Consider the following 19261-nt stretch of genomic DNA (forward strand, 5'->3'; position numbering starts at 1 on the left):
GAGACATGAGTGACAGCAGTGGACGGAATAACCTCCGAATGCCGGACGACAACGAGGTATTCGCCACAGTCACGAACATGCTCGGTGCCAACCGGGTGAAAGTGCGCTGTGCGGATGGTAAGGAACGAACCGCCCGTATTCCGGGCAAGATGCAAAAACGCGTCTGGATTCGTGAGGACGATATCGTTCTCGTCGAGCCGTGGGACTGGCAGGACGAGAAGGCCGACATCACGTGGCGCTACGAGAAGCAACAGGCCGACCAACTCCGACGCGAAGGCCACATAAACTGAGCCGAATCGGGAGCGTTTTACCCGCAATCAGTTGCCGAGAGTACCAACTACGGTCACTCTATGATTCCTGGTATCATACTGCAATCGGAAAGCACGGCCGTTTCCGCTGTTCGGTTAAATACGTGGTTCCTCCGTCCCTGTATGTCCGAACAGATCACTGCCGAAGACGTTGCACACGATGCGGAGTTCCCGGAACTCATCGAAGGGATTCGAAGCCGACGGTCGGGTCACAACTACGACCCGGACGAGGACATCTCCGACGAGACGCTCGAAGAACTTATCCGAGATGCGGCGATCGCGCCGTCGTCGTACAACCTCCAACCGTGGGAGTTCGTCGCCGTTCAGGACGACGAACGACTCGACGAAGTCGTGGACATCGCCTACGGGCAAGAACACATCCGCGACGCCGGAACGGCCATCCTCGTCGTCGGCCACACGGACGCGAAGACGGCCGACCGCGTCTTCGAGGATTGGGCCGAGGCGGGTCGAATGGACGAGGAAACCGCACAGCAGACGAAAGCACAGACGGCGGAGATGTACGAAGGCGACGCGATGGGTCGGGATTACGCGATTCGGAACGCGAGCCTCGCCGCCCAGAACCTCATGCTCTCCGCGCACGCACGCGGGTTGACGGCCACGCCGATGATCGGTTTCGATCAGGAACGCATCGCGGAGTTCCTCGACCTGCCGGACGACGAGATTCCGGTGATGTTGCTCGCTGTCGGTCCGAGCGGCGGCGATGAACCCGAGCGTCTCCCGCGCCGCTCGGTCGACGAAATTCTCCACCGCGAAACGTACTAACCGAACAGGCCATCCTTTTACGGTTCCTCCACATAGTCCGGTGTAGATGAACGAGGAGTACGGATTACTCGACCCAGATAACGTGGACAGCCCCGGCGACGAGTGGGAGGAAATCGACGTTTCCGACACCGAAGCGGACCGCATCGCACGCCGTCGTGACCGGGAGTTCAACCAGTTCAGAAAACGGGTCAAGGATTCCGACCAGTTCAAAGTCGAGCAGTCGGTGTTCGACGACGCGACACTGGCGGCACTGTACAAACTCGTTCAAGACGGCTACGTCCAAGCGTTCGGCGGGCCGATTTCGTCCGGAAAGGAGGCGACGGTTTACTCCGCACTCGGTGACGAGAAGTACGGCGAAGTCGCCGTCAAAATCTATCGCATCAACGCCAGCGACTTCCGCGACATGCGGGAGTATCTGGTCGGCGACCCGCGATTCGAGGAACTCGGCGGGGACAAAAAGCGAATCGTCCTCGCGTGGGTACGAAAGGAATCCGCCAACCTCAATCGCGCTCGGAAGGCCGGGGTTCGCGTTCCGGAACCCATCGCCGTCCAGCGAAACGTGTTGGTGATGGAGTTCATGGGGAACGACGGCAAGCGTGCGCCCACGCTCGCGGACGCCCACCTCGAAAACCCCCAAACCGCGTTCGAGGTCGTTCGCGAGTACATGCGGCGGTTGTTCGACGCGGGCCTCGTCCACGGCGACCTCTCGGAGTACAACATCCTCGTCAGCAACGGCGAACTCTGCATCATCGACGTGGGACAGGCCGTCACTTTCCACCACCCGAACAGCGGCGAATTCCTCACGCGCGACTGTGTGAACATCGCCTCGTTCTTCCGCCGACAGGGACTGGAGATTCAGGGCGACGAACTCGAAGAGTGGATTCGGGAGAACGCCGAGACGGAACGCTGATTTTCCACAAAAACGGCCGATGACACAACTGCCGGAAACTCGCATTTTCACAGCCGTCAGAATCAGCAATCGGTACGACCACGAAAATCAGCCGGTTACACGACCATTAGTCGCTAGCACGCTCACCGAAAGACCTGCAGTCTTTCGAGCCATCAAAATCGCGGCGCGATTTTGAGACGCCGGAAAATCGAAGATTTTCCGGGCCGACGACTGAAGGGAGCGCAGCGAAATGAAGGAGAAGCGCTTTTGGTCCAGCTTTTACAGGGAGCCAGCGGGAACGACGACAACAGTCGTCGTTCCCGCCTGCGACCGTCGTAAAAGGTGGCAGTCAAAAGGTCGTGGGGAAGGGCTTAAACCGTCTCAAGTGATAGAATTTTCTATGAAGCACGTGACGATTCCGCAGGACAGGATTGGTGTTCTCATTGGCCAGGGTGGTGAGACGATGCGAGAAATCGAAAGCCGTGCAGAGGTGCGTCTCGATATCGACTCGGACGACGGTTCCGTGCGCGTCGAACAGACCGGCGACCCGCTTCAGGGGTTGAAAGCACCTGACATCGTGAAGGCCATCGGTCGAGGGTTCTCACCCGAGGAGGCGCTTGCGTTGCTCGACGACGACTTGATGCTGTTCGATCTCGTGGATATCGAAGCTGCAGCGCGTAACAAAAACGATCTTCAACGACAGAAGGGCCGTCTCATCGGTGAGAACGGTCGAACACGGCAATTGCTGGAAGAACTATCGGGTGCGAACGTCGTCATTTACGGAACGACGCTCGGCATCATCGGCCAACCACAGCAGGTCGAAGTCGTTCGAAGCGCAGTCGAGATGCTCCTCGACGGTGCACCACACGGCTCGGTGTACTCCTTCCTCGAACGCAAACGCAACGAGATGAAGCGCCAAGGGATGGAATACCACCAGTTCAGCGGTTAAATCCGATTTTTCACATATAAATAATTCGTGTCACTCCGTGGCACTCGCCGTCGAGAGGCTCGTGTGCCTCGTTCTCACAGCACCAAGGAAAGATTTATATAGAATCGCAATCAACGGATGTGATGACTATGTCACAACCAATGGGCAACCAGCCACTTATCGTTCTTTCCGAGGACAGTCAACGAACCTCCGGACGGGACGCACAATCGATGAACATCACAGCCGGGAAAGCGGTCGCAGAGGCCGCACGTACCACACTCGGTCCGAAAGGGATGGACAAGATGCTCGTCGATTCGACTGGCGACGTCGTCGTCACGAACGACGGTGTAACCATCCTCAAGGAGATGGACATCGAGCACCCGGCGGCGAACATGATCGTCGAAGTCGCCCAGACGCAGGAAGACGAAGTCGGCGACGGGACGACCAGCGCCGTCGTCATCGCTGGTGAACTCCTCCAGAAGGCGGAGGATCTGCTCGAACAGGACATCCACGCCACGACCCTCGCACAGGGGTACCGTCAGGCCGCCGAGAAGGCGAAGGAAGTCCTCGAAGAGAACGCGATCGAAGTCGATGCCGATGACACCGAGTACCTCGAAAAGATCGCCGCGACGGCGATGACCGGCAAAGGCGCGGAGAACGCCAAAGACCACCTCGCCAACCTCGTCGTTAGCGCCGTGCAGAGCGTCGCCGACGAGGACGGCGTCGACACGGACAACATCAAAGTCGAGAAGGTCGTCGGTGGCACCATCGACAACTCGGAACTCGTTGACGGCGTCATCATCGACAAGGAGCGCGTCCACGACAACATGCCGTACTTCGCCGAGGACGCCAACGTGGCCCTCGTCGACGGCGCGCTCGAAATCGCCGAGACGGAAATCGACGCGGAAGTCAACGTCACCGACCCCGACCAACTCCAGCAGTTCCTCGACCAAGAGGAATCCCAACTGCGTGAGATGGTTGACTCGCTGGTCGACGTCGGCGCCGACGTCGTCTTCGTCGACGGCGGTATCGACGACATGGCACAGCACTTCCTCGCACAGGAAGGCATCCTCGCCGTCCGCCGTGCGAAGTCGAGCGACATACAGAAACTGGCACGCGCGACCGGTGCCACGCTCGTCAACAACGCCAACGACATCACCGAGGACGACCTCGGCTTCGCCGGAAGCGTCGCTCAGAAGGATGTCGGCGGCGACCAGCGCATCTTCGTCGAGGAAGTCGAAGAGGCGAAATCGGTCAGCCTCATCCTCCGCGGCGGCACGGAACACGTCGTCGACGAAGTCGAGCGCGCAATCGAGGACAGCCTCGGTGTCGTTCGCGTCACGCTCGAAGACGGCAAAGTGCTCCCCGGCGGTGGCGCTCCGGAAACGGAACTCGCCCTCTCCCTGCGTGACTACGCTGACAGTGTCGGCGGCCGCGAACAGTTGGCCGTCGAAGCGTTCGCTGACACGCTGGAAGTCATCCCGCGCACCCTCGCCGAGAACGCGGGTCTCGACCCCATCGACTCGCTCGTGGACCTCCGTAGCAAACACGACGGTGGACAGACGAGCGCAGGTCTCGACGCATACACCGGCGACATCGTCGACATGGAAGAGGACGGCGTCGTCGAGCCGCTCCGCGTGAAAACGCAAGCGGTCGAAAGCGCTACGGAAGCGGCCGTCATGCTCCTCCGCATCGACGACGTCATCGCGGCTGGTGACCTCTCCGGTGGCAAAGTCAGCGACGACGATGACGAAGGCGGCGCGCCCGGCGGTGCCCCCGGCGGAATGGGTGGCATGGGCGGCATGGGCGGTATGGGCGGTATGGGCGGTGCAATGTAAATTTCGACGAAAGGACAAATTTCATTGCACGGCCGAGGGAACCTCGGCCAAGGCTATGTAAGAGAGGTTTCGAAGAAACCTCGACTGTCGAACGGGCTGTGCCCGTGAGACAAATTCGGCCGAAGAACGGATTTCATAGCCCGTCAGGCTCTGCCTGACGGAGACTATGTAAGCGAGGTTCGGAACGAACCTCACCCCATAGAAGCGACGACTGCCCATTCGACGATCGAAACGAACTCCCGTTTCGAACGTTATTTTTCGCGCATCGATTCGTATCGTTCCGCCAGCACCAGGTACGGTTCGATGACTTCGATGCAATTTCCGAGCGTGACGACATCGTCCTCGACTGTGACCATTCCCGAATCTTCGAGCTTGGGGAGATGGCTGTGATGTAACTGGGCAAAAATACGCCTGGCGTCGGTATCCGGGTTCTCGTCCGAAATTTTCTCCGAGAGGGCTGTTACTGTCAACGATGGGCCACTCTTGATGAGTTCTCGAAGCACGACTCGGCGTCGTGCACTCGCCAGTGTGGAGAAGATGACGGACGGTGCGGGCCTATCGACGTTGTCTAGTGAGGGCATCGGTGGAATATCGTGGAATTCGTAGTTACTGGTATCTCCCGTCGCTGGATATCTATGTACTAGAATGTATTCGCACGAATCGATCTGAACCTTGGCCTTATATTTCAGGCTTTTTATTGCGCGTTTTCATCCTGCCACGAATCTCTTTTTTACTACAATAAAGAGAAAAACACTTTTCTCGGTTCTATCGTGGTTTACCCTTTTCTCCGAGGATGGTGTTCTCGACGAGGCGTGATTGTGCCCGTCGCAAACGCTCCGAAACGGACTGTTTGCTGATGTCCAGCGTGGAACTCAGGTTCGTAAGGGTGGCGTCACGAGGAACTTCGAAATACCCGGATTCGTAGGCGGCGACGAGGGCTTCGCGCTGTGGCCCGGTGAGGTGAAACGCCGTATCGTTGTCGCCCGGCGTGTACAGTCGCTTGAGGGAGAAATCGACGTGCTCTCGTCGGCAGAACTGTTGAAATTCGACCAGGGCAGATCGCTCCGGAAACCGGACCCGTCGCGTCCACGTTCCCGACGCGCCGTGACCCGCCATCGGAACCGCACCGAGTTCCTGATAGGTAGGATAGACGGGAAGGATCGACTCCCGTTCCAGTCGAAGCCGATAGAGTTTCCGAACGTCCATCTCTTCGACGATGGAGTATGACTCGATCGTCGGGTCGGCGTGAAGGGAATCGTTGAACGTGTCGAAACTCCCTCCGGTTGCCCAAATGATGAGGAGCGCGGACCCTGCCGTGCTCGCCATCTGCTGTTCGAGTTCGACGGTCATTTCCGGAACTGCTTCGAGCGTCTCGGTAAGAACGAGGTCCGGAGCACGTATCGTAAACTCCGCGATGACGCTCATGACCGGTGGAACTCGCCCCGGGGTCTAAGTAGTATTGGTCGGTTACCGGGACTCGTCTAGTTTGAACTGTTCGTGCTCGCTCGCAGCGTTGAGCACGACGCTCGTGTTACTCTCTTTGATATCGGGGTCGATGAGCAGCTTCTTGATCTGTTCGTTCATTCCGTCCGTGTCGGTAAATTTGCCGATGGCGATGATATCATAGTCCCCGGTAACCTCGTACACACTTATCATCTGATCATGGTCTTGCAACCGTTCGGTCACTTCTGGCAGGGCGTTCCCTTCGACTTTCAGTTGGACGACTGCCGTCACGTCGTATCCCAACTCGTCGTAATCGACGAGCGGAGAGTACCCTTGAATGACCCCCTGTTCTTCCAAGTGGGTCAAGTGGTTCGAAATCGTCGTCACCGAGACGTCCAGTTCCTCCGCGAGGCTTCGGAGACTCGCTCGTCCGTCGCCGAGTAGTTCGTTTACGAGTTTCGCATCCAGATTTTCGTACGTCATTACACCAACCAACTCGCTCCACCCATTAGAATTTAACGAATATCCAATTCTAGGTCTAAATCGTACAGTTGACTAACCGATACTGTTTTAATGGTGGATGTATTTGCATACGGTGTCTATAAAGATGACAGACGGAAATATTGCCACCGAAAAGGATACAGGGTTATCCGCTGAAGAACAGGAAGTTCTCGACGCAATCGAGACCGAAAACGTCGATTTTGTCCGTCTCCAGTTCACCGACATCACTGGGACGGTGAAAAACGTCAGCATCCCGGCCCACCAAGTCGAAAAGGCGTTCGAGGAGGGCATTTGGTTCGACGGCTCGTCCATCGAAGGATTCGTTCGCATTCAGGAGAGCGACATGCGTCTCGAACCCGACCCATCCACGTTTGCTGTCCTCCCGTGGCGCTCCAACGGTGACTCCGCAAGTGCACGTCTCATCTGTGATGTCGTCAACACCGACGGAACGCCGTTCGACGGCGGTCCACGCCAGGTTTTGAAGCGTGTCCTCGACCGTGCGGACGAGATGGGATATACCGTCAGCATCGGTCCCGAGCCCGAATTCTTCCTCTTCGACAAGGACGAGGACGGAAACGCGACCACCGTCCCGCACGACTCGGGCGGCTACTTCGACCTCGCACCCAAGGACATGGCGAGCGACGTCCGCCGAGAAATCATCTTCACGCTGGAGGAGATGGGCTTCGAAATCGAGGCCAGCCACCACGAAGTCGCCGACGGTCAGCACGAGATCAACTTCAAGTACGAGAACGCACTCGCTGCAGCGGACAACATCGCCACCTTCCGTGCCGTCGTCCGCGCCGTCGCGGAACAGAACGACATTCACGCGACGTTCATGCCCAAGCCGATCAGCGCTATCAACGGCTCGGGTATGCACAGCCACATCAGCCTCTTCGACGAGGACGGTAACGCGTTCGACGACCCCGACGACGAGTTCAACCTCTCCGAGACCGCGTACCAGTTCATGGGCGGCATCCTGAACCACGCCGAGGCGTTCACCGCCGTCACGAACCCGACCGTCAACTCCTACAAACGTCTCGTTCCCGGCTACGAAGCACCCGTCTACGTCGCGTGGAGCGACACCAACCGCTCGGCGCTCATCCGCGTCCCCGACGCTGCGGGCGCGAGTTCGCGCTTCGAAATCCGGAGTCCGGACCCGTCGTGCAACCCCTACCTCGCGCTCGCCGCCGTCATCTCGGCCGGGCTCGAAGGTATCGAAAACGACGCCGACCCCGGAGAACCGGTCCGCGAGGACATCTACGAGTTCGACGACGAGAAGCGTGAGGAGTACGGCATCACGACGCTCCCCGGTTCGCTCGACGAAGCAGTCGACGCGCTCGAAGCCGACGACGTCGTCACCGAAGGACTCGGCGAGCACGTCACCGAGAAGTTCATCGAGGCCAAGCGTGCGGACTACGCCGACTACCGCGTGTTCGTCTCCGACTGGGAGAAAGAGAAGTACTTGGAGAAGTTCTAAGCGCGAATCCCTCTCCGTCCAACTATTTTTGGATACGCGACGATTCCACCCTGTACTACCGCGTTGATGGCGAAGATGGCGGCGAGCGGCAGCGATGCTCGGAGTCCGATGTACGAGAGGACACCGAGGGAAAAAAGCCCCACGACGGCCGTCGGACGGGACACCGTTCCGTCCGGTGGTCCGACCGACTCCCACGCGATCAACGCCCCGATGGTCCCGCCGAATGCGGTGACGGCATCCACCAGGTCGGTTTCCGCGAGTGCGGCAGTGACGGGTGGCATGAGGATAACGATACAGAGCGCCGCGAAGGCCCAGAGGACGGCGAGGGCGAACGCCGGCCTCGGCCGTCGCTTGAAGCCACCGATGAGGACGGCGAGATAGACGAGGCCGATTCCGACGCCCGCGATCACGTCGACGGTGAAGTGAACGCCGAGAACGAGTCGTGCGAGGCAGACGAGCGCAACGATGACGCCCGCAACCGCCAACCGTGTCGCTCTGCTCCAGCGGTCGAACGTCAGCGCGAGAAGGACCCAAAACACGGTCGAACCGAGCGCGTGACCGCTCGGAAAGCCGTATCCCGACGCATTCACGACGTGATACGTCTCGGGCGGCCGTGCCAGCGCGAAAAACCCTTTCAGCGCGAGCGTCAACGACAGTGCGCCCAACGTCGCGGCGAGGAGGAATCCGTACTTCTCGCGGTCGTCGTTGGTCCAGTAGAGCAGCGCACCGAGGACGAAAAACAGCCCCGCATTACCGAGTTGGGTGACGTAGGCGAACACCTGCGGTATCCAATGCGGTAATACCTGATGGAAGAACTCCACCACACCCAAACCACGGGACATGATTACGAGCGCCAGTCCTGAATCCGACCGCCGACGCGTCCGGGGACCATCGCGGCGTTCACGCCGAACCCGACGAGCATCATCAGGGTGTATAGCCCGAGCGTCGAGAGCCAGATGATGAACATGGCGAGGATGGCCCACCAACTTTTGAGCCACCAGAACGCGCCGAGCGTCATCGCCGTCCCGTACAGGAGAACGAGATACGGACCCCATCCGCGCGCGTGCCCACGGCGCATCCGCCTCCGGACGTATCCCTTCAGTTCCGACTCCAACTTGGATTTCTGAACTGTGCGCTCATCGACATCGTGTTCGAACTCCTCGAACTCCGACTGTAGACGTTCCACGTCGTCTCGGAGGTCGAGGATGTCCGGTGCGGACTGCTCTGTATCGTCGGTCATGTCCTCTCCTTTGACTTCCTGCTGTCTTTCCCTGGTGCCTGCCACGCCTTTAGTTTTCCTGAAATGCCGTCCCGCGAGAACCGCGTTGATGACCGCGCCGAACAGGAGGACGATGCCGCCGAGGTAGAGCCACGTGACCAACAACAACGCGCCGCCGAGAACGCCGTAGGCGGAGAACTGCGCCGCTGAATCGACGTAAATGCTGAACACCGCTTGGAGCGCCGTCCAGCCGAGTGTCGCAAATATCGTTCCGGGAAGTATCTCACGGACCGTAACGTCGGTGTCGGGAAAGAAATAGTACAGGGGTAAGAACACCGGAACCAACACGAACAGGAGGGCGATCGACGTGAGCGTCCGCTCGAACGGCAGCCACGCCATGGACGGAAGGAGGATGTTGATCACCGCGACGCCCGCGACCCCCACGGCGATGACGGCCAACACGAGACCCGCATCGGTCAGCGTCTCGGTGAACGGTTCCGCGACGTTCACGCCGTAGACCCGTGAAAACGCCTCGTCCAATCCGCGAAACACCCGCAGGGTACTCCAAACGAGGACGAGAGAACCGACGACCGTCGCGCTTCCACGTCCTGAAGCGCTGGAGAGCGAATTCTGAACGATGTCCTGTGCCTTCGGGGAGAGAAGCGTTTGGACTGTCCCGACGACGTGATTCGCAAACGCGTCCCCGCCGACGAACGACGCGATGGCGAGCGCCAACAACAGCGCCGGAAGGATCGAGACGAAGGCGTAGTAGGCGATCCCCGCCGCGAGAAACGTGATTTCCTGTTCACGCGCGTAACCGACGGTTTCCCGTGCCGTAGTTCCGATATTCACGGGGTGTACTTCGGCGAATTCAACCAAAAGCGTTGGCCACTACCGCTCACCTGTCACCTATGGTCGCGTCGCCGCACGAATCTCGGCGACGTTCGCGGGCGTCTTGAACGTCGTCCCGCCGTAGTGGGTGCGGGAGGCTTCGTAGCCCGCATCCCGAAGGCGCTCCAGGAACTCGTCCATGCCCGAGGCCGAGCGCGTCCACTCCTTACAGAGTCGGTGTTGGTCGTAGTGGGTCGGTCGGTGGAGTTCGCCCGAAAGTTGGGTCAGGAGTTTGTTCGCCTTCTTGGCGGTACCCATCTCCTCGGTGACGTTCTCGGCGACCGCGTCCACGAAGTCGGCGTCGTGGGTCGGGCCGAGCCAAACGGGACCCGCGGTCAGCAAGCGGTTGCTCTCACACGCCGGGCAGGTTTCGGGTGGGTTCGCGATGAGGCCGTACTCGTGCTCGCGGTGAAGACAGTCCTCGCAGTGATAGAGGTGACCGAGTTCGTCGATGGCACCGTTCGCGGTCGTCGCGCCCTCGTCCAGTTCGAGGTAGGTTCGGACGTAGTGGCTCGTCGCGTGGGTCAACAGCGGCGTGACGCCCTTGTCGTACCGGGCGGCGGTGCGGGCCAGCGCGGAGAGGAGGATTCTGACGCCCATCTCGGCGTGGTAGTCCGTGTTGCGCGGGGTCGCGCCGTACTTTCGAACCCCGCTGTGGAAGTGCGCGCCACAGAGCGGCGCGGTGTCCGTCGCCGTGACACAGACCAGATCGCGCGTGTTGGCGAACGCCGCGTCGGCGAACGGGATCGGCGTTCCGAACGGGTCGATGTCCACCACGTCGAACACCTCCTCGTGCATGAGCGCGTTGGCGTTCCTGTGGAGCACTTCGCCCGGCAGGTCGTTGCGCTCGAAGTTCTCCCGACAGAGTTCGATGGCGTCCGGGTCGATGTCGGCACACGTCACGTTCCAGCCGTTTTCGGCGGCGCGGACGCCCCGAATCCCCGTGGCCGCCATCGCATCGAGGTAGTACTCTGCTCGCGGTTCTCGGTCGACGTACGTTCGCAGGACCGCGACCGTCAGGTCGCGGTTCAACTCCTGCACCGGGTTGAAAAACACGTCGTCGATGATGGCGTCCCCCTCCTGTTCGGGGACCTCCACCTCGACGTTCCCTTCGCGGACATTCATACGTCGAGTCGGCGTTCAGCCCCGAAAAGGAATGCGGGTTACGGGCGACGACGGGAACGTCGGAGATGAGCCTCCGGGAACTGTACTGTGAACCGATGGATCGCAGAAACTGGGCGAAAGCCACGCCCGCCGATCCTACGCTAACCAGCCGCTTTTCGTCGTCGCTATCGGAACCGGTTTATTTCGCCCCTCCGAACCGATGGTCCGTGCGTTCGGTTTCCACCGCCATCGACCGTTCACTGACGCCCGCGGAGTTGATACTGTGAACAGCGTCGAGGCGTGGGAATCCGAACTGGCCGAGGTGGGGTCGCTCACGCCGGATGTCGTCCGCCGAATCCTCTCGGTTCACGACGACAGGGGTCGGCAGGCCATCGAAGCGGTGTCCGAGCGGCGGGTCAAGGAATATCGAGACTTCGTCGTGGTCGTCGGGTTCGAGGACGAGTACATCGTGGAGGAAGGCTGTACCTGCCGGGATAGCGAATACAATCTAGATCCGGACGACCCGACCGAACTCTGTTGGCACGTCCTCGCCGCCAAAATCGCGCAGCGGATAGACGCGATGGACCACCACGATATGTGGTACTCCGACGTGCGCGAGTTCCTGTAAGCTTCTGTCGCTCAGGACTGCTGGCAGATATCCACGAAGTTTTGGAGGATTTTCAGCCCTGTCTCGCCGCTCTTTTCCGGGTGGAACTGCGTGCCGAAGACGGTTCCCGACTCGTCGGCGATGACGCTCGGGAAGTCCGTCCCGTAGTCGGTCGTCGCCACTATCGCGTCGTCGTCTTCGGGGACGGCGTAGTAGGAGTGCACGAAGTAGGCGTGCTCGCCGTCGACACCCTCGACTAGCGGGTGGTCACGTTCGACGGAGAGTTCGTTCCAGCCCATGTGCGGTACCTTCTGTTCCCCGGTGAACCGAACGTTCGTTCCCGGGATTAGGTCCAGTCCGGTGACTTCGCCTTCCCCGGCGTGTTCAGCTTCCTCGCTCGTCGTCAGCAACATCTGCATCCCGAGACAGATGCCGAACACCGGCGTTCCGTCGTTCGCGGCATCGGCGAGCGCCTCCCGGTACGGTCCGGCGTTCTCCATTCCTTCGCGGAACGCGCCGACGCCCGGCAGGACGATGCCGTCCGCCGCCTCGAACGTGGCGGGGTCGTCGGTAATCTCGACGTCCGCTCCCGCGCGTTCGAGGCCGCTGACGGCGCTCCGGAGGTTTCCGAGTCCGTAATCGACCACGACGACGGACGCGGTACGCTGTTTTGCGTGCGTACTGGCTTCCATACCGTCATCTACCAACTCGATCTACAAACTGTTTCGCGTTTGCGCGAAATTTGACCTCTAATCGTGACTATGTATCACACCGTTGGGCCAAATGGTTTGAATAGGAAGATTTAACCTACAAGTACAGAAAGAATAACATGTATTCAGATGGTAAATCGACGCACGTTCATCAAATCCGCGAGTACGGCGGGACTCGTCGGCCTTTCGGGCATGGCCGGGTGTATCGGAACCTTCGGAAAGCAAGCCTACAAGGACGGTAAAATCAAGTTCCTGATGTCTCCGACCGAGCCACAGGAACAGATGATGGCACAGTACACGCCCATCAAAAAGCGTCTGAACAACTACATCGACGCTGTTGACACCGTGAACATGAAGTACGCCGCCAACTACAGTGCGACGCTCACCGCGCTCGACAGCGGGACGGCGGACGTCGCGGAAAGCGGTCCGTTCGCCGCCGCACTCGGCGTCAAAAACGACCGCGCGGATATCATCCTTCAGCGCCACGCCTACGGAACGTGGACGTACTACAGCGTGATCATCACGCGCGAGGATTCGGACATCTCGTCGCTGAAGGACCTGAAAGGCAAGAAAATCGCATTCGCCGATGCACTGAGCGCCAGCGGGTCGCTCTACCCGTTGTCCATGCTCAAAGAGGCTGGACTTTCCATTCCCGACTCCCCGGGTGACCCGAAAGGTGCGGACTTCGAGCCGACGTGGACCACCCACGACAAGGCGTACAATGCGCTGAAAAGCGGCCAAGCCGACGCCGCCGGTGTCGGTCGGTTCATCGTCTGGGACTACGACACGAACGATTACGTTGAAGGCGTCAAGGAACTCGATATTCGCTCCGAAATTCCGCGTGCGCCGATCATGGTTTCCCCGAAACTCACCGACGACGAGAAGGAGAAAATCACGAAGGCCTTCACCAAAGCACCGGACAAGATGTACTACGGAGCGGACGGCAAGAAGGACACCGACGACGACATCTGGTTCGATGGCGTGAAGAAGGTCGATGCCTCGACGTACCAACCCGTCGTCAAGGTGGCCAACAAACTCGGCTACGGCGAGGACATCTTCAAGAACTAACCCTGTCGAGAATCGAACAACGACAGTAGATAATAAACTATTAGCTTTTAGGACTTCGTTCAAATACTAATATGGCATCATTAACGGTATCGGACATCACCAAGGTTTACGGTGGCGAAACGGTGGCGCTCGACGACGTTTCGTTCGAGATTCCCGACGGGGAGTTCGTCATCCTTCTCGGTCCGTCCGGGGCGGGGAAATCGACGTTGCTTCGGCTTCTGAATGGCCTCGAACGGCCGACGGAGGGGGAGATTCGAATCGGCGACGACCGGGTTTCGGGTACCCGTAGCGACGTGGCGATGGTGTTCCAAATGCACTACCTCGTCGAAAGCATGAGCGCGTATCGAAACGCGCTCACCGGGGCGCTCAACCGGACCGACACGGTCGATAGCGTCTTCACACGGTACGACGAGGAGGACAAGGAAATGGCGTTGCGGTCGCTCGAAACCGTCGGGTTGCTCGAAGAAGCGAATCAACGAGCGGACAGCATGAGCGGTGGCCAGCAGCAGCGCGTCGGCATCGCTCGCGCCCTCACACAGGACCCGCAACTCCTGCTCGCCGACGAACCGGTCGCGAGTCTCGACCCGAAAGCCGCCCAAGACGTAATGCACTACATGAAGCGTGCGGCGGAGGAACGGAATCTCACCTCCATCGTGAGCCTCCACCAAGTCAACATCGCCCGCGAGTTCGGCGAGCGGTTCATCGGACTTCGGGACGGGAACGTGGTGTTCGACGGCAGCAAAGACGACCTGACGATGGAAGACGTCGACCGGATCTATTACGGCGAATCACCGGAGGATTCGGCCATCAACAACATCGCATAACATGGCTACGGACATCACCGAAATCAAACAGCGAATCGAACACGAACAGCGCATCCGGCGAATATCCGGCGGCTTGGGAATCCTTGCAGTCCTTCTGATAACCGGCTTGGGGATGACCTATCTCGGCTTCCTGCTGGCGGACCTCGTTCGCCAGTTCGGAACGTGGATCAACTTCATCGGGGCGTTTCTCAAACCCAACTTCGTCGATTTCACGAGCTACACTCACCAGCACGATATCGGCGGCCTTCGTGCGATCTGGATCAGTTTCACACATCCACAGTATTTCGTTAGCACCATCGCCGACGCGTCCGTTTCGAGCGGCTCCGTACTGGTTTCGGCGGCGTTCGTGACGATTCTCGTCGGCTTCTGTGGTACCGTGATCGGGTTTCCGCTCGCGCTCATCTTCGGTATCCTCGGCTCCGAGCGTGTGACCCCGTTCCCGTTCAACTTCATCTTCCGCGGGGCGATGAGTACCATCCGCGCGGTTCCGGCGTTGGTTTGGGTTCTCATCTACATCCCGCTGACGGGCATCAACCCGTACGGCGCGGTGCTCGCCATCGCAACCGACACCATCGGCAACCTCGGACGGCTGTTCACCGACGAACTCGAAGAGATCGACAACGGGCCGATAGAAGCGATTCGATCGACCGGCGCGAAGCGCCCGCAGGTCGTCATCTTCGGCATGCTCAGTCAGGTGTCGAACTCGTTCATCGCGTGGACGCTCTACGTCCTCGAAATCAACACCCGAATCGCCGTCAGCCTCGGTGTCGTCGGTGCCGGTGGGCTGGGGATGTACATCCACCTCCGCCTGCAGACCGTGAGTTCCGCCTCGTACGCCCGGGCGGCGGCGGGACTCGTCACGGTCGTCGTCATCGTCGTGACCGTCGAACTTCTCTCCTCACGCATTCGTGCCCGCCTCCGCCCGGGCGAACACGAACGCTCGGGATTCTTCGAGACGATACGGGGACTCGGAGATACGAGTCGTTGGCTCGGTTCCGGCAACAAAAATTAACGTCACTCGTTCCAAATCTCCAACTATAAATAACTCCGTCAACTGGGTTCGTGTATGAATCCCTCGCCCTCCTCCCTCTCCAGACGCGGATTTTTGGCGACCGCCGGAACGCTCGGGACGGCCGTCGGTCTCGGCGATGCTCAAACGACGACGACCACGATAGGCACCACCACGTCCTCGAAGGACGCACCGAAACCGGACTGGACGTTTCCCGAGAATCCGGACGACTCGTCTTCCGACGACGAAGAGGCGGTTCGATTCGTTTATCCTATCGCCGAGAAGGACGGGTTACTCGTCGTTCTCAGCGCCTACTTGAGCGGAAACCGCAAAGGGTCACGCTATTCGCTTCAGGCGTTGAACGCGGACGACGGTTCCGTGAAATGGTCCAACGACGACTTTTTTCCGGTGACGCTTCCCGTCGTCGAGGATGGGACGGTCTATCTTTCGGCGCAACTCGAACGGGGTGACGGGTCATCCCGGCGGTTCGTGGCGCTCGACCTACGGACGGGGGACGAACAGTGGCACAATTCGGTGTCCGCCGCGTCCTCCATGGTAAAGGTCGATGACAGTCACGTGTATCTGTTCGCGGAGCAGGACGCGCGATTCGTCGCGCTCGACACGAGTTCCGGGAAGCAGGCGTGGACCTACGAAGTGACGGGGGATTACGCCTCCGAGATTTTCCTCCTCGACGGCACCGTGTATTTCCGAGTGAAAAGCGGCCTCTACGCGCTTTCGGCCGAGGACGGGTCCGAACAATGGAAACAACAGAATTCGAACATCAATTTGTCCTCCGTCACCGAAGAGGGGATATTCTGTCGTAGGGGTGGCTCGTTCGTCGCTTTCGACCGCAAGAACGGCGACGAACTGTGGTCGGTGCAGGGCAGCGGTACCGCGACCGTCGAGGATGGACGGGTCTACCTGTGGGGTGAGACGCTACGAGCCATCGACCCGGAGAACGGGTCGGTGGAGTGGCAGTACGACGATGTCCACTCCATCACTAGCGACCCCGTCGTCGCCGATGGGTTGGTGGTCGGCGTCAGTGGAGATGGAGTGCTCTCCGCGATAAACACGGATGGGACGAAGGCGTGGACGTTCGAGACGGAGACGCAGGCCGACTACTACTCCACCGTTTCCGAGGTCAGCGACGGGAAGGTATACTCGATGATCGGGCAAACGCTCTACGTCCTCTCCGCCGAAGATGGCTCCCTGAAGTGGTCGTTTTCCGCGGCGAGGAGGGGCATGCACATGCTCGTCACGTACGACAACGTCTTCTTCGGGACGTACGACGGTCTTTACACCTTCGAGCGCCACCACTCGCTGCTCGACACGGCCGTCGACGGGACGAGCGAATTTCTCACGTCCGCTCCCGGGCTGGGATTGTCCGGAATCCTCGTCGGAACGGCCGCGTTCGCGGCCTACCGACGGTTCAACGACGACGACGATTCGACGGCGGCCGCCGTCGAATCGGCCGCGGAACCGGAACTGGAGTACGGCCGCCTCGAACGGCTTTCGGCGGACGAGTTCACCGAGACGTATCGGGTGAGAAAACGGACCGACGACGGGCCGAAACTCGTCGCCGAACGACAACTGGCCGAGCCACGGGTCGCCGGGACGTTCCGCTCGGCGGTCGAACGGTGGGCGGAACTGAACGACCGTCCCGGCGTCGTGCCGGTGCTCGAAATCGACGGCGACAGCATCGAACTGCCGTACTACGAGGACGGTTCGCTCGCGGATTCCGACCGGCCGTTCCCGGAGCGACTCGACGCGCTTTCGGCGGCGAGTACGGTCGTTCACGACGCCCATACCGACGGCGTGATTCACGGGGGCCTGACACCGGCGTCGGTTTTCTTGGACGGTGACGACGCGTTCGTCGCCGACTGGGAACTCGGATCCGAACTCGTCGAGTTCCGCGACTCGGCCGACCCGTCGCCGTACGATGCGCCGGAGCAGGTCGCGGGAACGGAAGCGGACGAACGAACCGACGTGTACCGTCTCGGTGCGATTGCGGCGTTCGTTCTGACCGGAAAAAGTCCGGACGAAGGGTCACTCCGTGCCCTCGACCCGGAACATAGGGAAGTCATGTTGGCACAGGCGGGTCCACAGGAGTTCGAGTTGCTCCGTGACGACCCCGTCTCGGAGGACCTGTACGAAATCATCTCGAAAGCGATGGCCGAGGACCCCGCGGACAGGTACGAGTCGGTCGTGGCGTTCGACGACATGCTCCGCTGGGCGGCGTTTCGTGCGTGAGTTTGGACGCTGATTCGGACGGGCAAAAGGGATAGTCCTCGCTCCCGTTGTACGATTGGGGGGAACAGCGTGGTTAGTGTACTACTGTTAGTTGGATTGTTCGTCGCCGTGTTCGTCGGCTACAACATCGGCGGTTCCTCGACCGGGGTCGCGTTCGGTCCCGCGGTCGGAAGTAGAATCATCGGGAAGGTCGGAGCGGCGGCACTCTTCACGGGCTTTGCGCTCTGGGGTGGTTGGACGGTCGGGAGGAACGTCATCGAGACGATGAGCAACGGTATCGTCCCGGCCAGCCAGTTCACGCTGGGGACGAGCATCGTCGTCCTCTTTTTCGCCGGGTTTGCACTGCTCATCTCGAACCTGTTCGGCGTCCCTGCGTCGACGTCGATGACGGCCGTCGGCGCGATCGTCGGGTTGGGGTTGGCGACGAACTCGCTCAACGAATCGCTGATGTTCACCATCGTTTCGGCGTGGATCGTCGCACCGCTCTCGGCGTTCCTCATCGGGTTGATCGTCGGCCGCTATCTCTATCCGTATCTCGACGCTCACTTCTCGTTCTCGCGAATCGAGGGTGGGCTGATTACGTTCGACCGTTCGGGGTCGATTCCGCGACCCGAACTGGGCAGTGGCGTCGGTGGGCGCGAGGCTGGCGGTGCGGCCTCGGTGCTCATCATCGCCTGCTACATGGGGTTCAGTGCGGGTGCGTCGAACGCGGCGAACGCCGTCGCACCGCTCATCGGGAACGGATCGATCACGGCGAGTCAGGGAATCCTGCTGGCTATCGGTGCGATCGGTCTCGGTGGCTTTACCATCGCTCGGCGGACGCTCGACACCATCAGCGACGGGATTACCGATCTGCCGATCCTGGCGGCGCTCATCGTTTCGCTCATCGGTGCGACCATCATCACGATCCTTTCACGGCTTGGAATTCCGGCGAGTCTCGCGGTCAGCACCACCTCGTGTATCATCGGCCTCGGATGGGGACGAGCGAGCAGAGCGGTGACGGTCGCCGAGGTCGCGGATGCCGCGATACAGGGGGAGCAAACGCCAGTTGCCGAGCTTTCATCGGGTGCACTGATCGCCGAGACGAGCGAAACCGAGGTGCCGCCCGGCCCGACGATCGGCGAGATGGCGGAGGGGGAAGCACCCGAACCGCCCGCGGCGCGGGACGGCGGTGAACCCGGTCAGGTCGCGCCTATCGGCGAGGAGAGCGTCGAGGAACTGGCCGCGGAGAACTTGTTCGACCCGGCGGCGACGAGCCGTATCGTCCTTCTTTGGGTACTCTCGCCGACGCTTTCGGCAGTCGGGTCGTTCCTCATCTTCGAGTTCATCCTGCACACCTGATGGGTTTTGTTCTGCGCGATCGATGGGTTCGTTTTTATGCGGTTCCTGATTGGGACAGAGAAAATCGTTTT

Annotated in this window: 19 protein-coding genes; 12 read left to right on the top strand and 7 right to left on the bottom strand. The window is 60.2% G+C overall.

All coding sequences use genetic code 11. From position 1 onward, the window contains the following. The first annotated feature begins 5 nt into the window (after window positions 1-5). The 5 genes from eif1A (at window position 6) to thsA (ending at window position 4746) form a co-directional block, all read left to right on the top strand. Window positions 6-290 (top strand): translation initiation factor eIF-1A, encoded by a 285-nt coding sequence (eif1A, locus tag NKF26_RS01980; protein WP_066140559.1) that lies wholly within the window; start codon window positions 6-8, stop codon window positions 288-290. A gap of 141 nt (window positions 291-431) precedes the next feature. Then, on the top strand, window positions 432-1091 hold the full coding sequence (locus NKF26_RS01985; protein ID WP_253225053.1) for a nitroreductase family protein: 660 nt from the start codon (window positions 432-434) through the stop codon (window positions 1089-1091). Between the two features lie 46 nt (window positions 1092-1137). Beyond that, a complete protein-coding gene (gene rio1, locus NKF26_RS01990) occupies window positions 1138-2001 on the top strand; it encodes a serine/threonine-protein kinase Rio1 (protein ID WP_253225054.1) in 864 nt (287 codons plus the stop codon). Window positions 2002-2380: 379 nt separating this feature from the next. Next, the gene (locus tag NKF26_RS01995; protein ID WP_066140570.1) at window positions 2381-2929 is read left to right on the top strand and encodes a pre-rRNA-processing protein PNO1; all 549 of its coding nucleotides are present in this window, start codon (window positions 2381-2383) and stop codon (window positions 2927-2929) included. A gap of 140 nt (window positions 2930-3069) precedes the next feature. Further along, on the top strand, window positions 3070-4746 hold the full coding sequence (gene thsA, locus NKF26_RS02000; protein WP_253225580.1) for a thermosome subunit alpha: 1677 nt from the start codon (window positions 3070-3072) through the stop codon (window positions 4744-4746). A 251-nt stretch (window positions 4747-4997) separates the two neighbouring features. Here thsA and NKF26_RS02005 read toward each other — a convergent pair whose 3' ends face one another. The 3 genes from NKF26_RS02005 to lrp form a co-directional block, all read right to left on the bottom strand. Next, a complete protein-coding gene (locus tag NKF26_RS02005; RefSeq protein ID WP_253225055.1) occupies window positions 4998-5327 on the bottom strand; it encodes an ArsR family transcriptional regulator in 330 nt (109 codons plus the stop codon). A 184-nt stretch (window positions 5328-5511) separates the two neighbouring features. Continuing rightward, entirely contained in the window at window positions 5512-6171 is a 660-nt protein-coding gene (locus tag NKF26_RS02010; protein ID WP_253225056.1) for a helix-turn-helix domain-containing protein, read from the bottom strand. Between the two features lie 42 nt (window positions 6172-6213). After that, window positions 6214-6672: an HTH-type transcriptional regulator Lrp gene (gene lrp, locus NKF26_RS02015; protein WP_066140578.1), complete on the bottom strand. Its 459-nt coding sequence runs from the start codon at window positions 6670-6672 to the stop codon at window positions 6214-6216. A gap of 124 nt (window positions 6673-6796) precedes the next feature. On the opposite strand from lrp, the gene glnA reads away from it, so the two are divergent. After that, on the top strand, window positions 6797-8167 hold the full coding sequence (gene glnA / locus NKF26_RS02020; RefSeq protein ID WP_253225057.1) for a type I glutamate--ammonia ligase: 1371 nt from the start codon (window positions 6797-6799) through the stop codon (window positions 8165-8167). On the opposite strand, the gene NKF26_RS02025 is transcribed toward glnA, so the two are convergent. The 3 genes from NKF26_RS02025 to NKF26_RS02035 are packed head-to-tail and all read right to left on the bottom strand — an operon-like array spanning window position 8164 to window position 11402. Continuing rightward, on the bottom strand, window positions 8164-8991 hold the full coding sequence (locus tag NKF26_RS02025) for a phosphatase PAP2 family protein (protein ID WP_253225058.1): 828 nt from the start codon (window positions 8989-8991) through the stop codon (window positions 8164-8166). The two genes, glnA and NKF26_RS02025, sit on opposite strands and share 4 nt — an antisense overlap. Before the next feature lie 20 nt (window positions 8992-9011). Next, complete coding sequence (locus tag NKF26_RS02030) at window positions 9012-10238, bottom strand: YhjD/YihY/BrkB family envelope integrity protein (protein WP_253225059.1); 1227 nt, start codon at window positions 10236-10238, stop codon at window positions 9012-9014. A 57-nt stretch (window positions 10239-10295) separates the two neighbouring features. Then, window positions 10296-11402: a tRNA (guanine(26)-N(2))-dimethyltransferase gene (locus NKF26_RS02035; RefSeq protein ID WP_253225060.1), complete on the bottom strand. Its 1107-nt coding sequence runs from the start codon at window positions 11400-11402 to the stop codon at window positions 10296-10298. A gap of 262 nt (window positions 11403-11664) precedes the next feature. On the opposite strand from NKF26_RS02035, the gene NKF26_RS02040 reads away from it, so the two are divergent. Continuing rightward, window positions 11665-12009, top strand: coding sequence for a hypothetical protein (locus tag NKF26_RS02040; protein ID WP_253233947.1), 345 nt, complete (start codon window positions 11665-11667; stop codon window positions 12007-12009). A gap of 11 nt (window positions 12010-12020) precedes the next feature. On the opposite strand, the gene hisH is transcribed toward NKF26_RS02040, so the two are convergent. After that, window positions 12021-12680, bottom strand: a complete 660-nt coding sequence (gene hisH, locus NKF26_RS02045; protein ID WP_253225062.1) for an imidazole glycerol phosphate synthase subunit HisH — start codon at window positions 12678-12680, stop codon at window positions 12021-12023. A gap of 147 nt (window positions 12681-12827) precedes the next feature. Between hisH and NKF26_RS02050 the strand changes: the two genes are divergently transcribed. From NKF26_RS02050 to NKF26_RS02070, 5 genes are all read left to right on the top strand, one after another. Beyond that, window positions 12828-13766: a phosphate/phosphite/phosphonate ABC transporter substrate-binding protein gene (locus tag NKF26_RS02050; protein ID WP_253225063.1), complete on the top strand. Its 939-nt coding sequence runs from the start codon at window positions 12828-12830 to the stop codon at window positions 13764-13766. Window positions 13767-13837: 71 nt separating this feature from the next. Continuing rightward, entirely contained in the window at window positions 13838-14590 is a 753-nt protein-coding gene (gene phnC / locus NKF26_RS02055) for a phosphonate ABC transporter ATP-binding protein (protein ID WP_253225064.1), read from the top strand. A 1-nt stretch (window position 14591) separates the two neighbouring features. Then, complete coding sequence (locus NKF26_RS02060; protein ID WP_253225065.1) at window positions 14592-15602, top strand: phosphate/phosphonate ABC transporter permease; 1011 nt, start codon at window positions 14592-14594, stop codon at window positions 15600-15602. 54 nt (window positions 15603-15656) lie between these two features. After that, the gene (locus tag NKF26_RS02065; RefSeq protein WP_253225066.1) at window positions 15657-17849 is read left to right on the top strand and encodes a PQQ-binding-like beta-propeller repeat protein; all 2193 of its coding nucleotides are present in this window, start codon (window positions 15657-15659) and stop codon (window positions 17847-17849) included. A 69-nt stretch (window positions 17850-17918) separates the two neighbouring features. Continuing rightward, window positions 17919-19190 (top strand): inorganic phosphate transporter, encoded by a 1272-nt coding sequence (locus NKF26_RS02070; RefSeq protein ID WP_253225067.1) that lies wholly within the window; start codon window positions 17919-17921, stop codon window positions 19188-19190. Window positions 19191-19261: the final 71 nt, after the last annotated feature.

Source organism: Haladaptatus sp. AB618 (assembly GCF_024136965.1).
Classification (GTDB): domain Archaea; phylum Halobacteriota; class Halobacteria; order Halobacteriales; family Haladaptataceae; genus Haladaptatus.

Excerpts from the sequence above, each read along its gene's own strand:
- eif1A (WP_066140559.1), top strand. The coding sequence starts at position 6 with ATGAGTGACAGCAGTGGACGGAATAACCTCCGAATGCCGGACGACAAC.
- NKF26_RS01985 (WP_253225053.1), top strand. The coding sequence starts at position 432 with ATGTCCGAACAGATCACTGCCGAAGACGTTGCACACGATGCGGAGTTC.
- rio1 (WP_253225054.1), top strand. The coding sequence starts at position 1,138 with ATGAACGAGGAGTACGGATTACTCGACCCAGATAACGTGGACAGCCCC.
- NKF26_RS01995 (WP_066140570.1), top strand. The coding sequence starts at position 2,381 with ATGAAGCACGTGACGATTCCGCAGGACAGGATTGGTGTTCTCATTGGC.
- thsA (WP_253225580.1), top strand. The coding sequence starts at position 3,070 with ATGGGCAACCAGCCACTTATCGTTCTTTCCGAGGACAGTCAACGAACC.
- NKF26_RS02005 (WP_253225055.1), bottom strand. The coding sequence starts at position 5,327 with ATGCCCTCACTAGACAACGTCGATAGGCCCGCACCGTCCGTCATCTTC.
- NKF26_RS02010 (WP_253225056.1), bottom strand. The coding sequence starts at position 6,171 with ATGAGCGTCATCGCGGAGTTTACGATACGTGCTCCGGACCTCGTTCTT.
- lrp (WP_066140578.1), bottom strand. The coding sequence starts at position 6,672 with ATGACGTACGAAAATCTGGATGCGAAACTCGTAAACGAACTACTCGGC.
- glnA (WP_253225057.1), top strand. The coding sequence starts at position 6,797 with ATGACAGACGGAAATATTGCCACCGAAAAGGATACAGGGTTATCCGCT.
- NKF26_RS02035 (WP_253225060.1), bottom strand. The coding sequence starts at position 11,402 with ATGAATGTCCGCGAAGGGAACGTCGAGGTGGAGGTCCCCGAACAGGAG.
- hisH (WP_253225062.1), bottom strand. The coding sequence starts at position 12,680 with ATGGAAGCCAGTACGCACGCAAAACAGCGTACCGCGTCCGTCGTCGTG.
- NKF26_RS02050 (WP_253225063.1), top strand. The coding sequence starts at position 12,828 with ATGGTAAATCGACGCACGTTCATCAAATCCGCGAGTACGGCGGGACTC.
- phnC (WP_253225064.1), top strand. The coding sequence starts at position 13,838 with ATGGCATCATTAACGGTATCGGACATCACCAAGGTTTACGGTGGCGAA.
- NKF26_RS02060 (WP_253225065.1), top strand. The coding sequence starts at position 14,592 with ATGGCTACGGACATCACCGAAATCAAACAGCGAATCGAACACGAACAG.
- NKF26_RS02065 (WP_253225066.1), top strand. The coding sequence starts at position 15,657 with ATGAATCCCTCGCCCTCCTCCCTCTCCAGACGCGGATTTTTGGCGACC.